Below are 14671 nucleotides of genomic sequence, written 5' to 3'. Positions count from 1 at the left end.
GCACAGAACGTCAATGGCCATGCTGAGCAATGTCTTTCGGCGACTCCTGGATGGAGACGCAGAATGGGGTTCGCTGACGATCCAGCCGGACCGCTTCGGGACGCGATATCTGCTCGTGGTCTATCCACCGGGGATCACCGCGCGAGACCGGCGGCTGGTCCGGCTCTGGCGCGGCTGGCCGGTCTGGGGGGCCGTGCTCTGGGTCCTGGCCGAGGTGACACTGCTCCGGTGCACCGGAGCCTGGACCGCGCTGGCGGTCTCGACGGGCATCCTGCTGGGCACCGGGGTCGCGACGCGCGCGCTGGCCGGTGAGCTTCGCGCCCAGGTGCGGTGTGTGGCCGCCACCCTCCTACCGCGGCACTACGACCCGATCTCGGGAGCAGCCTGCGCCGCGATGGCAGAGTCGGCGGACCGTCTCCGGGAGGCGCGGGCCTGGCGTATCGCCGGCCTGACGACACCGGCAGAGTTCGAGACGACGTGGTGGAAGGTCTACGACAGCGTGGGCGCCCTGGCCAGTACAGCCGGCAGGTCGCCGGAGACGCGACGGTGAGGGACATGCTGGAGTTTCTCGCCATGATGGGTGGGGTGGTCGCGGCATTCGGCACGATCCGCCACCTCAACGTCCGGGCAGCCCGATCGGAATCTGCCCGGCGGTCGGACTGATCGACGTGCGGCACCGCCCGTCATGGTGTGTAGTCGCACAATGGCATTCACGGCATTCACCTGGCAACGTGTGGATTCGAAGGCCGACCCGGACTTCGTCGTCGCTCCCGACGAACGGCTGAGCTGGCCGCGCACGCTCGGTCTGGGCGCCCAGCACGTGGTGGCGATGTTCGGTGCCACCTTCCTGGTCCCGGTGCTCACCGGTTTCCCGCCCGCGACCACGCTGCTGTTCTCCGGCGTCGGCACCATCCTGTTCCTGATCATCACGGGCAACCGGCTGCCCAGTTACCTGGGGTCGAGCTTCTCGGTCATCGCCCCGGTCACGGCGGCGGTGGCGTCGCAGGGAACCGGCAGCGCGCTGGGCGGGATCGTCGCGGTGGGCGTGCTGCTCATGCTCGTCGGCGGCATCGTCCATATCGTCGGCACCCGCTGGATCGACGTCACGCTGCCGCCGATCGTGACGGGCGCGATCGTCGCGCTGATCGGCTTCAACCTGGCACCCGCCGCCAAGACGAACTTCGAGAAGGGCCCGCTTGTCGGGCTGGTCACACTGGTGCTGCTGGTCGCCGTGCTCGCGTTCTTCCGCGGCATGATCGGCAGGCTCGCGATCTTCCTCGCGGTGGCGGCGGGCTACCTGCTCGCACTCGTCCTCGGTGAGGTCGACACCTCAGGGATCGCGGCGGCGCCGTGGATAGGCCTGCCCGAGTTTCATACCCCGACGTTCTCGCTGTCGGTACTGCCCCTGTTCCTGCCCGCGGTCATCGCGTTGATCGCCGAGAACATCGGACACGTCAAGTCCGTGGGACAGATGACGAAGACGGACATGGACCCGTTGATGGGCCGTGCGCTGGCCGCCGACGGCGTCGCGACCACGCTGGCCGGATTCGGTGGCGGATCGGCGACCACGACCTACGCCGAGAACATCGGCGTGATGGCGGCGACGCGCGTGTACTCGACCGCCGCGTACTGGGTGGCGGCCATCGTCGCGATCGTGCTGTCGTTGTGCCCCAAGGTCGGTGCGGTGATCGTCGCGATCCCGTCGGGCGTGCTCGGCGGGGCGACGGTGGTGCTCTACGGCCTGGTCGGCATCCTGGGCGTGCGGATCTGGCTCACCAACCACGTCGACTTCTCCAAGCCCATCAACCAGATGACCGCTGCCATTCCTCTGATCCTCGGTATCGCCGACTTCACCTGGAGCGCAGGAAGTCTGACCTTCACCGGTATCGCCCTGGGGTCGATCGCCGCGCTGCTCATCTACCACGGCATGCGGCTGTTGGGTTTCAGGTCGGGTCAAGAAGCGCCGAGGGACCGCGATTCATCAGCTGCCGCCCCACAATGACGCGTTGAATCTCGCTGGCGCCCTCCCAGATTCGCTCGACCCGAAGCTCGCGGAACATCCGCTCGGCGACGTTCTCCCGCATGTAGCCGCGGCCGCCGAAGATCTGCACGGCACGATCGGCCGCCCGTCCGGCCATCTCCGAGCAGAACAGCTTCAGCATCGACGCCTGACCGTGCAGGGTCTTGCGGTCATGGCCCGCATCGATGGATCGGGCCACTTCGTAGAGCATCGTGCGCGCAGCGAACAGCTCGGTGGCGCTGTCCGCGAGCATGCCCGCCACCAGTTGATGCTCACCCAGCGGACGTCCGTCGACCACCCGGTCGCGCGCGAACGCGGTCACCTCGTCGAGCAGTCGCTGGGCCGCGCCGACGCAGCGGGCGGCCACCATCATCCGTTCGAACCGGAACCAGTCCTGGGTGAACGTCATCGGCCCGCCCTCGGTGCCGACGAGATTCTCCGCGGGTACCCGAACCTGGTTGAAGGCGACGATCGGGTGTTCATCGGCGATGTTGTGCGAATACTTCGGCGTACGAACCACTTCCACCCCCGGCCACGGCAGGTCGACCACGAGCAGCACGTGGTCGCCGGCGTGCGGGCCCTCGGCCAGGACTGCTTCGACGAACACGTAGTCGGCCAGGTTGAACGAGGTGACATGCCATTTCACGCCGTCGATGACATAGTCGTCGCCGTCGCGCCGCGCGGTGGTCTGCAGCGCCGAGACGTCTGAGCCGGCGAACTCTTCGGTGATCGCGTACGCCTCGTGCTTCTCCCCGCGCACCGCGGGCAGCAGCCACTTCTGCCGGTGGTAGTCGGTGGCCACCTCGGGCCACCACTGGGGCGGTGTCGCCATCACCCAGGCCAGGCCATTGGTGACACGGCCGCACTGTTCCTGCACCAGGATCTGCTGCAGCGCCGTGCAGCCGCGGCCACCGACCGAGACGGGCATGTTCGTGGCGTACAGGCCCAGGGCGACCGCCCGGGCGTGATGTTCGGCCGTCACCTCTTTGGGCAGCACCCCGCCGGCCAGCTCGGCCTCGACCTCGTGCGGCATCAGCGATTCGACGAACTCGCGGGCGGTTTCGCGGATCCGCAGATCCTCGTCCGTCAACCCGTACATCCGCAGCCCTTCCTCTTGACTGAGCGTTCAGTCTATGTCAGCGTTTCGAGGTATGACCAGCCTTCGGACCGCCGACGTCGTGGTGGTGGGCGGCGGGACGGTCGGTGCGTGGACGGCCGTGCTGCTCGCCGAGAACAGCGGACTCGACGTCGTACTCCTGGAGGCGCAGACGCTCGGCGAGGGCGCCAGCAGCCGCGCGGCGGGAATGGTGCGCGCGCAGGGCGGCACCGAGACCGCGATCCGTCTCGGCCTGCGCAGCCAGGCGTTCTACGCGAGCAGCGGCGAGCGGTTCCCGCTCGACTGCGGGTTCGTGCGGCAGGGCTACCTGATGCCCTGCTTCACCGCCGAGGAAGTCGAGCAGGCCCACACGCGCATCGCACTGCAGCGCTCCCTCGGCCTCGACGTCGACTGGTGGTCGAGCGACGACATCGACGGCCGGAACACCGGTTTGGCGCCCGAATCAACCCTGGGCGCGAGCTACGCGCCGGGTGACGGGTACATCGACGCGCCCCGCAACGTGCTGGCCTACACCGCCGCGTTGACGGTATCGGGCGTCGACGTGCGCGAGCACTGTGCGTTCACCGGGCTGCGGGTCTCGGGCGGACGGGTGGTCGGCGTCGACACCTCCGACGGTCCGATCGACACGAACCGGGTCGTGCTCACCGGTGGACCGCAGCTCGCCGACGTCGGCGCCCGCGCCGGCGCCCGTATCCCGGCGGGCGGATCCCGCCACCAGGTCGTGGTCACCGCACCGCTGCCGGTCGACGTGCACGCCCTGCCGATGGTCTTCGACGTGTCGTCCGGTATCTACTGGCGGCCCGGTGACGCCGGAGGGCTGCTCTGGGGTATGAGCAACCCAGACGAGAAGCCGGGAATAGCAACAGATTTCGACAACGCCTACTACATGGCGACGCTCGGACGCCTGGAGAGGCTGTTCCCCGCGGTCACGGGTCTGGGTCTGCGGCGCACGTGGGCGGCGACCATCGACTACACGCCCGACCACCTGCCCATCCTGGGTCCGCTGCTCACCGACGACGGCCCCGTCGACGGCACCGTGGTGGCCAGCGCGGCCGGCCACGGCATGATGTGGGGACCTGCGGTGGCAGAGGTCGCCGCCGACCTCACCACTGCCGGTGGGTGCGAGTGGCTGGATCTCAGCGACCTCGGGCTCGACCGCTTCGACGCCGACGGCAACAGCCGCGTGGCGCCCGAACCGATATCTCTGCCGTTCCCAGAAACCGCTTACGAGAGGACCTCTTCATGATGACCCAGGCCGTGCTCACCTCGCTGCTGCCCGGCGCCGCCGACGCCGAGCTCGAGGACTGGGGTCCCCTCGACGAGGCCACCGGCGACCCGATGGCGGTGCACGGCATCGAGATGTGGGTGGACGGCGCGAAATCCGCAGGCATCTGGCAGGTGACCCCCGGACCTTCGTACTGGCGTCAGGAGGAGAACGAGGTCATCTATGTGCTGTCCGGGCGCATGACCGTGACCCCGGACGGTGGTGAGCCACTCGACGTCGGCGCAGGTGACATCGCGGTGTTCCCGCTGGGCTGGGCAGGCACGTGGGTCATCCACGAGACGCTGCGCAAGGTCTACGTGATCTTCTGATCAACGGTCGGCACGGCTAGGACATCCACGGCCACCGCGCCGCGCGGCGCCACGATCACCGGATTGGCCTCGACCGCGTCGTAGACATCGGCGAGCTCGACCGCCATGCGGCCGAACGCGACGACGACGTCGATCAGCGCGTCGACATCGGCACGCGGCCCGCCGCGCCAGCCGTCCAGCAGTGGCCGGATCCGCAGCGAGTCAACGAGTTCTGTTGCGCGCATGCGCGACAGCGGAGGGTAGGCGATGGCGCGGTCGTCGAGCAGTTCTACCAGCGTGCCGCCGGCCGCGACCACAACCAGCGGTCCGAACGCGTCGTCGCGGACGAAGCCGACCGACACCTCGATGCCTGACGACGCCATCGCCGAGACGGTCACATCCCCGCCCAGCGCGGCCATGCCGTCGTAGGCTCGGCGCACGGCTGTGTCGTCACCGATCCCGAGCACCACGCCGCCGACGTCGCTCTTGTGCAGTGCTGCAGCTGTTTTCAGCACAACCGGATAGCCGATGGCGTGTGCCGCCGCCACCGCCTCGTCCGCGGAGTGCGCGGCGCGGGTCGGCACCACGGCAATGCCGTAGTGGGCCAGCAGATCGAAACCCGTGGCCGAGGTCGGGCGCGGCTCCACTGGATCAGGACAGTCGAGCGGCAGCGGCCAGCACGCCAGGTGCGCCATGGCGGCCAGCCCGCTACGGACGCCCTCCAGCACCGGTATGGCGTTGTCCCGCAACCGCGCCGCCACAGCCCGGTCGATCGCCGACGGCACCGACGCCAGCACAGCCAGAGGCGCGTCGGTGTCCTTGGCGACGTCGACGACGGCATCCGCGTAGGCGGTGTCACCGTCGAACTCGGCCACCAGATCGACCGCCAGAGCGGTCACCGCCACTGCCGGATCGTCCGACATCGCCCGCAGGCAGGCGCCGAACAGGGTGCGGGTGTCGGCACCGGTTCCCCACACGTCGAGCGGGTTGGTCGCGACCAGACCGTCATCGAGCCGGCTGCCGAGGGTGGTGATGGTGTCCGGGGACAGCTCGGCGAACCGGACCCCCATCTCGTGGGCGATGTCGACGGTCAGCGCCCGCTCGGCGCCGGAGTCGTGCACCGTGGCGATCGCACCACCGCGCGATCGCCGCTCCGCCGCGAAAAGCTCCAGCGTGTCGGTGAATTCGGCCATGTCGCGGACGTGCACCGCGCCCGTCGACGCGCAGAACGCCTGCCAGGCCGCGCCTTCGCCGGCCAGCGCGCCCGAATGCGCCGCCACCATCGCCCGGCCGCCCGGGGATCCCCCGACGGTGAGGATCACCACCGGAACGTCCTGCGCGGCGGCGCGGAGCAGCGCCTGCCGTAGCCGGGGCAGACTCCTCGGTGTCTCCATCAGCAACGCGATGATCCGGGTGCCGGGGTCGTCCAGCGCGTAGTCGAGGTAGTCGGCGGTGTCGGTGACGAGCTCCTGACCCGAGGACACCGCCAGCCGAAACCCGAACCCGCGGTTGGCCCGCAACAGTGTGGAGAACGCCGAGCCGGAGTGGGTCACCAGGCTGACCGTGCCCTCCGGCAGTGTATCCGGTTCCAGATAGCCCAGCGCGCGAACGCCTTTCGCCACATTCACAAATCCCATACAGCCTGCCCCGCACAGCGCCATACCGGCGTCGACGGCCAGCATGCGCACGTCGTCGCGAATGCCGTGCGCAGAGCCGAAGAGCACCGCCGATCGCGCCCCCGCCTCGGCCGCCGCGCGCAGCTGCTGCCGCAACGCAGAGTCCGGGACACCGAGTAGCACCAGGTCGACGGCCTCGTCGAGGTCGGACAGCGAAGGGACACAGCGGCGATCGCCGATGTGCCCATACTTCGGGTTGACCAGGTGCACCCGGGCGCTGCCCCGCGCAGCCTCGAGCACCATGCGCTCGCCGAAGCTGCCCGCCCGCGGGCTCGCACCCACCACCGCGATCGAGCGCGCATCCAGCATCGCGGCGACAGCCGCGCGGCGATCGGTCATCGGCGCCGTCTGCTCTTCGCGCAAGCGCTCATCGCTTCCGGAAGCGCTTCTTGCCGTCCGCCAGCGCCGCTCGGGAAGCCTGCCAGCCCGGGATGCCGCACACACCACCGCCGGCATGCGTGCCCGAGCTGCCGTTGTAGAGGCCCTTGATCGGGGTCCGGTAGTCGGCGTAACCGGGAGCAGGTCGCATGTGGAAGAGCTGCTCCAACGACAGCTCACCGTGAAAGATGTTGCCGCCGATCAGCCCGTACTCCTGCTCCATCTCGTGCGGCCCCACCACGTCGCGATGCAGTATCGAGGACTTGAAGCCCGGTGCCACATGGTCGTACAGGTCGATGAGCCGGTCGGCGTAGGCGTCCAGCTCCTCGGTATGCGGCGCCTCCGCCCAGTTGGCGGGGACCCACTGCGTGAACAGCGACATGATGTGCGTGCCATCGGGATTCAGCGTCTTGTCCAGAGTGGTCGGGATCACGCCGTCACTGAACGGCAGCAGCGCCGGCCGCCCGACCCGGGCGTCCTGGAACGCGGCCTCGATGTACTCCATCGTGGGCGCCATCTCGACCGAACCGGTGTGATGCTCGGCCTGACGCGTGCTGGGGTCCGCGGTGAAGTTGGGCAGCTCCCCCAGCGCGAGATTGATCTTGACCACGCCGCTTCGCGTCTTGAAGTGCTCGATGTCGCGGACGAAGTCCTCGGGCAGCTCGTGACGTGGAACATGGTCCAGGAAGGCGATTTTCGGGTGCAGCGTGGTCACCACCAACGGCGCGTGGATCTCCTCGCCGGTGTCGAGGACCGCACCCCGCACCTCGCCGCCGCGCACGATCAGTGTGGCGACCCGGGCGTTGGTCCGGATCTCGGCCCCGAAGGACCGCGCCGATCGCGCGATGGCGTCCGAGACCGCACCCATTCCTCCTTCGGGATAACCCCAGCTTCCGAGCTGCCCGTCACCGACGTCGCCGATCGAATGGTGCGCCATCACATAGGCGGTGCCGGGCTCGTACGGACCGGCCCACGTTCCGATGACCCCGTTGACCGCGAGCGCGCCTTTTATTTGCGGTGATTCGAACCAATCGTCGAGCAGGTCGGCGATGCTCATGGTGAGCAGCCGGGTGACATCGCCCATCATGCGTGTGGTCATCCCCCGCTGGCTCCAGCCGAGCTTCGCCAGCTCGAACAGATCCGACGGTTTCCGCGAACCGATGTTGGGTGGCACCTGGGTCAGCAGCGGACCCATCACGTCGGCGATGCCTTCCAGCCACGCGTTCCACTTCGGCCACGCGTCGGCATCCTTCGTGGAGAACCTGGCCAGCTGTTCGTACGTTCTCGCCGGGTCGTCCTCGTAGACCGTGAGCGACCCACCCTCGGGAAACGCCTGGTAGTAGGGGCCCATCGGGTGCACCTTGTACCCGTGGCGCTCGAGAGCGAGCTCGCGGACGATCGTCGGCGGCATCAGGCTCATGACGTACGACAGCCGGGTCACGCGCAGATGCGGCGCGTCTTCCCACGGCGCCTCCGTGGTGGCAGCGCCACCGAGCGCGCCGCGGGATTCCAGCACCAGCGTGCGAGCTCCCGACCGGGCCAGATAGGCCGCCGAGACCAAGCCGTTGTGTCCGCCGCCGATCACCAGGGCGTCGTAGGTGTTCGCCATGGGTGCCTCCTGAGCTCCTGACTGACTGTTCAATCTAACCAAGTGTTAGGCTTTCAGACAAGAGGCAACGCTGCCACGAGGAGGGGAACCAGCGAGATGGCTGAGCCAGCACCCGCGACAGAGCAGAACGAAGGCAGGCGCATCGAAATGCTCCGTGCCGCAGCGGAGCTGATCTGCGAACGGGGTTTCGGCGATACCCGCATCGCCGACGTCGCCAAGCGCGCCGGCGTGAGTTCGGCGCTGGTCATCTACTACTTCGGCACCCGGGACCGGCTGCTCGTCGACGCGCTGCGCCACTCGGAGGAATCGTTCTACGAGGCCGCCGAGAAGATGCTGGCCGTCACTCCGTCACTGCGCGAACGGCTCTCGCTGCTGATCCGGTGGACATGTGTGCCCGAGGCCGACGACGAGATTCCCGGTGCCTGGGGCCTGTGGTTCGACCTGTGGGCACAGGCGTTCCGGCACAGTGAGATCAAGGCCGGCCGGGTGGAACTCGACGCGCGGTGGCGGACGATGATCGTCGACGCCGTCCGGTCCGCCGAAGACGACGAGGTGGACAACACGGTGAACCCCCGGCTTTTCGCGCTGGAGTTCGCCGCTCTGCTGGACGGTCTGTCCATCCAGGTTGCCCTGGAAGACCCCGAGATCGACTCCGAGGTCGCCTACGACATCGCGATGCGGTTCGCCGAGCGGGAGCTCAACCTGGCACCGGCAGCTGAGCGGGGCTGAGCACCGGGTCGGTCATCGGCGTCGCCGTACTGCGGTGCAGCACGCGCACGGCGTCGTGCGTGCAGACGCACACCACCCGCTCCCCCGGCGCGTGGGTCACCGACAGCGGGCCTGCCCGGTTGGGCACCTCGACCACCATGTCGGTGGGCGCCCCGACGTCGACATGTACCTGCGTACAGTTACCCAGGTAGACAACATGTTTGACAGTGCCGGCGATGGCGTTGTGTCCGGCCGCGACGGGCTCGTCGGCCCGCTGGATGCCGATGCGCTCCGGCCGGATCACGACGGCCGAGCCCGGCGCCGGCGGGGCGCCGTTCTCGGCGACGACGTCCACGATCTCGGCGTCGAAGATGTTGGCGGCGCCCAGGAATCCGGCAACGAATGTCGTGGCCGGGGCGGAGTAGATCTCCTGGGGTGGTCCCACCTGTTCGACCCGGCCCTCGGCGAGCACCGCGATCTGGTCGCTCATCGTGAGCGCTTCTTCCTGGTCGTGGGTGACATAGACGAAGGTGATGCCGACCTCGCGCTGCATCGAACGTAGTTCGAGCTGAAGTTGCTTGCGCAGCTTGGCATCCAACGCGCCGAGTGGCTCATCGAGCAGCAGCACCCGGGGCCGCAATACCAGGGCGCGCGCCAACGCGACACGCTGCTGCTGCCCTCCGGACAGCTGCGCCGGCTTCCTGGTGGCGTAGGTGTCCATTCGCACCAGATCCAGCGCCTCGCCGACCCGGCGCCGGGTCTCGTCACGGGAGGTCTTCTGGTATTTCAGGCCGAAGGCCACGTTCTCCCAGACGGTCATGAACGGGAACAGCGCGTACGTCTGGAAGACGGTGTTGACAGGACGCTTGTGCGGAGGGTCGGCCGCGACGTCACGGCCGTCGAGTTCGATGCGGCCCGAATCCGGCTTCTCGAAGCCTGCGATCATCCGCAGCGTCGTCGTCTTGCCGCAGCCCGACGAGCCGAGCAGCGAGTAGAACTGTCCCGCGGGGATGTCGAGATCGATTCCGGACACCGCAGGCACGCCGGCGAATGATTTGGCCAGCTGGTGGAGCCGGATGGCCCCGCCGGTCAGGGACCCACTCCTGCTACTGCGCCGGCGAACCGGGCGAAGTTCGCCGCGAACCGGTCCACATCGTCGCGGGTGTGCTGGACCGACAACAGCCACTGCTCGACCTTGCCCCACGGTGGCAGAAACACCCCACCATTGTGCTGCATCAGCCAGTGCAGATGCCCCAATCGGGCGTCGATGTCCAGGAAATCGCGGAACTCCGTCACACGCTCACGGCGGAATGCCACGCACCCCTTGGCGCCGACAGTCACGACATGCCAGTCGAAGCCGTGCTCGACGATGGTGAACTCCAGCGCTTCCCGCAGCCGGGTCGACAGCGCGTCGAGGTGCGCGTAGTTCTCGGCGGTCAGCACCTCGGAGAGCGTCGCGCGGGTAGCCGCCATCGCCAGCGGATTCCCGTTGAAGGTACCGACCTGCTCATAGCGACCGTCGGCGATCAGCGACATCACGGCGTGTGTGCCGCCGATGGCGGCGACGGCGATGCCCCCACCGAGAGCCTTGGCCAGACACACGATGTCGGGGGTGACCCCGCTGCGTGCCGTGATCCCGCCCGGCCCCGTCGTGAAGCCGGTCTTCACCTCGTCGTAGATCAGCAGCGCACCGTCGGCGTGCACGAGGTCCCGGATCGCCGCGAGGTAGCCGTCCGCCGGCGGGATGATGCCCGCGTTCATCATCACCGGCTCGAGGATCATCGCCGCGATGTTCCCGCGGTGCTCGGCCAGTGCCCGCGCGACGGCCTCGGGGTCGTTGAAGGGCACCACGACGACGAGATCGCGGATGGCCGAGGGTATCCCGGAGTTGCCCGGGACCGGCGTCGGCGCCGAACGGGGCCCCACCTCGTCGGCCTCGGGGAGCACCGACACCTGCACGGAGTCATGGTGGCCGTGATAGCAGCCCTCGACCTTGATGATGAGGTCACGCCCGGTCAGCGAACGGGCCAGGTGCACGGCGTCCATCGTCGCCTCGGTGCCGGAGTTGGCGAACCGCCACAGTGGCAGGTCGAAGCGCCTGGACAGTTCACCGGCGATCCAGATGGCGTCCTCGGTGGGCTGGGCGAAATGGGTTCCGCGCCTTACCCTGTCACTGACCGCGGCCACGATCTCCGGATGGGCGTGGCCTGCGATGGACGCGCCGTAGCCGCCGTGCATGTCGACATACTCGGTGCCGTCCACGTCGTAGACCTTCGACGCGCTACCGTGGCTCATCCACACCGCCTGCGGTTCGGCGATCTGCCAGTTGGACGTCGCACCGCCCGCGAGGTGCTCGCCGGCGAGCGCGATCAACTCGGTGCTGCGCGGCTGGCGCCGCAGGAAGATCTGCTCCTGCTCGGCAATGAGGTCGTCGATGCCGGCCACCCCGGGTCCTGAGGTTGGAGAAGCCGACGAAATCAACACGGCCGAACCTCCGCTCGTATCGGTTGACTGAGTATTCAGTCTATGCGAGAGTCCTACCAGCGACAAGATGAGAAATCAACGGGGAGGCCCGGATGCCAGAGCCCACCACCCGGCGGCAGTTCCTGGCGCGCGCAGCGCTTCTCGCCGCAGCCGCCCCGACACTCGGCGCCTTCCTCAGCGCCTGCGGCGGCGGATCCGGACCGTCCGGGTCCACTCCGAGCCTCAAGCTCGCCTCCCCCGACAGCCCCGTGCTGTGGGACATCGCCGGTGACAACCAGCCGATCGCCGACGGCCTGGCACCCGAGAAGGGCACCCTCAAGCTCTTCAGCTACGCCGACTACGTCAGCCCGGACGCCGTGAAGTCGTTCGAGGACAAATACGGTGTGACAGTCGAGATCTCGACGTTCAACGATGGCGGCGAGGCCCTGACGAAGCTGCGCAGCGGTGTCGATTTCGACATCTACAACGCCAACTACACCGAGATCAGCAGGCTGGTCAACGGCGGACTGCTGCGCCCGCTCAACCACACCTACATCACCAACATCGGCAACGTGTGGCCGAGTTTCACCAACCCCTGGTACGACCAGGAGTGGCGCTACAGCGTGCCGTACACCATCTACACCACCGGCATCGGCTGGCGGACCGACCAGGTGCCCGAAGATATCGGTGCCATCGCCAACCCCTACGACGCGTTCTGGGATGCGAAGTACAGGGGCAAGACCGCGGTGCTCGACGACTGGCACACCACCATGGCCATGGTGCTGTTGCGTGAGGGCATCACCGACATCAACACCTCGTCGGAGGCCGACCTCACCATGGTCGGCGAACAACTCAAGGCGATGATGGACGCCACGTCGCCGAAGGTGACCATCACGGCCTACAACGACCTGCCCGCAGGTCAGCTGGGCCTCGCGCAGATGTGGTCGGGCGACATCATCAACGCCCAGTCGTACCTGCCGGAAGGCACCGGTCCCGAGATCCTGCGGTACTGGTTCCCGGCCGACGGCAAGGGCATGGTCGACAACGACATGCTGGTGACCCTGCGGGGCGGCAAGAATCCCGTACTCGCACACCTGTTCCTGAACCACATGCTCGACTCCGAGGTGGCCATGCAGAACTTCTCGGCCATCGGCTACCAGCCGCCGCAGAACTCCATCAAACCCGAGACGCTGGTGGCGGACGGCTTCATCCCGGAGAACCTGTCCGCGGCGATCGTCGACCCCCGGTGGTTCGACGCCGGGTACCGCATCCTGGAGCTGGACCCCGCCAACGACGCTGCGTGGCAGAACGTGTGGCGCACCTTCAAGGCGGGCGGATCCTGAACCGTACCCGCGGGTTATGGCCCGCACTGGCAGCACCCGGCCTCGTCTGGCTGCTGCTGTTCTTCGTCGCGCCGATGTACGTGGTGCTGTGCATCGTCTTCGGCACGGTCGACCCGATCTTCCGCACCGCGGTACCGGTCTGGAATCCGCTGCAGTGGAACCCCTCTCAGCTCACCTACGTCCTCACCCGCATCGTGGGCTCCGACGCCGTGTTCGGCCCGGCGCTGCTGCGGACCGCGGTGTTCGTGATCACGGCCAGTGCGCTGTGTCTGCTCATCGCGTTCCCGGTGGCCTACTACGCGGCGCGGCTGTCGGGACGGCGCAAGGGCCTGCTGCTCACCCTGTTGATCGCTCCGTTCTGGATCAGCTACATGATGCGGATGTTCGCGTGGGTCAACCTGTTACAGGACGACGGACTGGTCAACTCCGTGCTGGGCCTGGGCGGACTGTTCAACCCGGACATCAACTGGCTGACCGGGCAGCCCGTCGTCGTGATCCTCGGGCTGGTCTACGGCTATGTCCCGTACATGATCCTGCCCCTCTACGCGGGCTTGGATCGCCTCTCACAGCCCGTGCTCGAGGCGTCACGGGATCTGGGGGCGAACCGGGTCTCGTCCTTCTGGCGGGTCACCCTGCCGCTGAGCAGGCCCACCATCGTCGCGGCAGCCCTGCTGACCTGCCTGCCCATGCTCGGCGACTACTTCACCAGCGACATGCTGTCGGCGTCGCCGAAGACGGCGATGGTCGGCAACCTCATCAACGACAGCGTGCTGGCTCCCGGGCAGACCGGTCAGGCGGGAGCGTTCGTGCTTCTGGTCTTCCTCGTCGCGCTGCTCCCGATGCTCTACTACATCCGCGTCACCGGCCGCCGGGACGAGGCGGCCCAGTGATCCGGCCGGCCCGGGGCCCGGTGGCGTGGTGGAACGATCCCTGGCGACCGCCCCGGGTCCTCGTCGCCGTCACGATCGGCTACCTGCTCTGGTCGCTGCTCCCGGTACTGGTCGCGGTGCTGTACTCGTTCAACGACGGCCGCTCCCGCACTGTCTGGCAGGGCTTTTCGTTCCGCTGGTACTGGGGTGACCAGACGCTGTCGGTGTGGCATGACGCGACGCTGCACAACGCCCTGCTGCAGACGCTGAAGCTCGGGCTCATCACCACCCTCATCACGGTGCCCCTCGGTGTGCTGTTCGCGCTCGGCATCGACCGGTGGCGGGGCAGGCTGCCATCGGGTGCCAACTTCTTGATGCTGCTGGCGTTCGTGTTGCCCGAGGTGCTGCTGGCGGTGTCGCTGCTGTTCGTCATCACCACGGTCGCGGTGCCGATCGAACTGGGGACCACCGCCCAGGTGATCGGGCTGGTGACATTCCAGGTGTCCTATCCGGCGGTGCTGGTGCGCGCCCGGCTGGCCACCATCGGACCCCAGTACGAGGAAGCCGCAATGGATCTGGGCGCCTCGCCGGTCGGGGCGCTGCGCCGGGTCATCATCCCCATGCTGATTCCCGCGATCTTCGCCAGCACGGTGCTGGTGTTCGCCGACGTCATCGACGACTTCGTGATGGTGCGGTACCTGTCCGGTGGGGCGGCGTCGGAGCCGGTGTCGGTCAAGATCTACAACACCGCCCGCGGAGCGCCGACGCCCGCCCTCAACGCGTTGGCGACGCTGCTGCTGCTGACCTCACTCGTCGCGGTCGCGATCGGTTACCTGGTGTTCCGCCGGATCACCCGCAACGACGCCACCACCGATCGCGGTATCGGAGCTTTCGCGGGCGAGATGTAGCCGCACTG

13 protein-coding genes are annotated in these 14671 nt (G+C 68.0%); 8 read left to right on the top strand and 5 right to left on the bottom strand.

Annotated elements, in window-relative coordinates; genetic code table 11:
• The first annotated feature begins 19 nt into the window (after nucleotides 1-19).
• Together EL337_RS02820 and EL337_RS02815 are read left to right on the top strand one after the other, a co-directional pair.
• Nucleotides 20-550: a DUF6611 family protein gene (locus tag EL337_RS02820; protein ID WP_126316488.1), complete on the top strand. Its 531-nt coding sequence runs from the start codon at nucleotides 20-22 to the stop codon at nucleotides 548-550.
• A 153-nt stretch (nucleotides 551-703) separates the two neighbouring features.
• The gene (locus tag EL337_RS02815; protein WP_109860142.1) at nucleotides 704-2002 is read left to right on the top strand and encodes a uracil-xanthine permease family protein; all 1299 of its coding nucleotides are present in this window, start codon (nucleotides 704-706) and stop codon (nucleotides 2000-2002) included.
• Here the strand turns inward: EL337_RS02815 and EL337_RS02810 are convergent.
• The gene (locus EL337_RS02810; protein WP_048633225.1) at nucleotides 1944-3119 is read right to left on the bottom strand and encodes an acyl-CoA dehydrogenase family protein; all 1176 of its coding nucleotides are present in this window, start codon (nucleotides 3117-3119) and stop codon (nucleotides 1944-1946) included. The two genes, EL337_RS02815 and EL337_RS02810, sit on opposite strands and share 59 nt — an antisense overlap.
• 52 nt (nucleotides 3120-3171) lie before the next feature.
• On the opposite strand from EL337_RS02810, the gene EL337_RS02805 reads away from it, so the two are divergent.
• Together EL337_RS02805 and EL337_RS02800 are read left to right on the top strand one after the other, a co-directional pair.
• Nucleotides 3172-4383 (top strand): NAD(P)/FAD-dependent oxidoreductase, encoded by a 1212-nt coding sequence (locus EL337_RS02805; protein ID WP_048633226.1) that lies wholly within the window; start codon nucleotides 3172-3174, stop codon nucleotides 4381-4383.
• Nucleotides 4380-4730 carry a cupin domain-containing protein gene (locus EL337_RS02800; RefSeq protein ID WP_232786830.1) on the top strand — a complete coding sequence of 117 codons (351 nt, stop codon included), beginning with the start codon at nucleotides 4380-4382 and terminating at the stop codon, nucleotides 4728-4730. The genes EL337_RS02805 and EL337_RS02800 overlap by 4 nt, the downstream gene beginning before the upstream one ends.
• Here EL337_RS02800 and EL337_RS02795 read toward each other — a convergent pair.
• Together EL337_RS02795 and EL337_RS02790 are read right to left on the bottom strand one after the other, a co-directional pair.
• Complete coding sequence (locus EL337_RS02795; protein ID WP_048633228.1) at nucleotides 4715-6724, bottom strand: acetate--CoA ligase family protein; 2010 nt, start codon at nucleotides 6722-6724, stop codon at nucleotides 4715-4717. The two genes, EL337_RS02800 and EL337_RS02795, sit on opposite strands and share 16 nt — an antisense overlap.
• Before the next feature lie 28 nt (nucleotides 6725-6752).
• Complete coding sequence (locus EL337_RS02790; protein WP_048633229.1) at nucleotides 6753-8372, bottom strand: phytoene desaturase family protein; 1620 nt, start codon at nucleotides 8370-8372, stop codon at nucleotides 6753-6755.
• Nucleotides 8373-8468: 96 nt separating this feature from the next.
• Here EL337_RS02790 and EL337_RS02785 point away from each other — a divergent pair, with 96 nt between their 5' ends.
• Nucleotides 8469-9101 (top strand): TetR/AcrR family transcriptional regulator, encoded by a 633-nt coding sequence (locus tag EL337_RS02785; RefSeq protein WP_048633230.1) that lies wholly within the window; start codon nucleotides 8469-8471, stop codon nucleotides 9099-9101.
• Here the strand turns inward: EL337_RS02785 and EL337_RS02780 are convergent.
• Together EL337_RS02780 and EL337_RS02775 are read right to left on the bottom strand one after the other, a co-directional pair.
• Nucleotides 9070-10173, bottom strand: coding sequence for an ABC transporter ATP-binding protein (locus tag EL337_RS02780; protein ID WP_048633335.1), 1104 nt, complete (start codon nucleotides 10171-10173; stop codon nucleotides 9070-9072). The two genes, EL337_RS02785 and EL337_RS02780, sit on opposite strands and share 32 nt — an antisense overlap.
• Nucleotides 10170-11525, bottom strand: coding sequence for an aspartate aminotransferase family protein (locus EL337_RS02775; RefSeq protein ID WP_232786831.1), 1356 nt, complete (start codon nucleotides 11523-11525; stop codon nucleotides 10170-10172). The genes EL337_RS02780 and EL337_RS02775 overlap by 4 nt, the downstream gene beginning before the upstream one ends.
• A gap of 131 nt (nucleotides 11526-11656) precedes the next feature.
• On the opposite strand from EL337_RS02775, the gene EL337_RS02770 reads away from it, so the two are divergent.
• From EL337_RS02770 to EL337_RS02760, 3 genes are read left to right on the top strand one after another with little or no spacing between them, the layout of a single operon-like run.
• Nucleotides 11657-12886 carry a polyamine ABC transporter substrate-binding protein gene (locus EL337_RS02770; RefSeq protein WP_048633231.1) on the top strand — a complete coding sequence of 410 codons (1230 nt, stop codon included), beginning with the start codon at nucleotides 11657-11659 and terminating at the stop codon, nucleotides 12884-12886.
• Complete coding sequence (locus tag EL337_RS02765) at nucleotides 12844-13776, top strand: ABC transporter permease (protein ID WP_048633232.1); 933 nt, start codon at nucleotides 12844-12846, stop codon at nucleotides 13774-13776. The genes EL337_RS02770 and EL337_RS02765 overlap by 43 nt, the downstream gene beginning before the upstream one ends.
• A complete protein-coding gene (locus EL337_RS02760; RefSeq protein WP_048633233.1) occupies nucleotides 13773-14663 on the top strand; it encodes an ABC transporter permease in 891 nt (296 codons plus the stop codon). Before EL337_RS02765 ends, EL337_RS02760 begins: the two co-directional genes overlap by 4 nt.
• Nucleotides 14664-14671: the final 8 nt, after the last annotated feature.

Source organism: Mycolicibacterium aurum, assembly GCF_900637195.1.
Lineage (GTDB): Bacteria > Actinomycetota > Actinomycetes > Mycobacteriales > Mycobacteriaceae > Mycobacterium > Mycobacterium aurum.
This window is presented reverse-complemented; position numbering and strand designations above follow the sequence as displayed.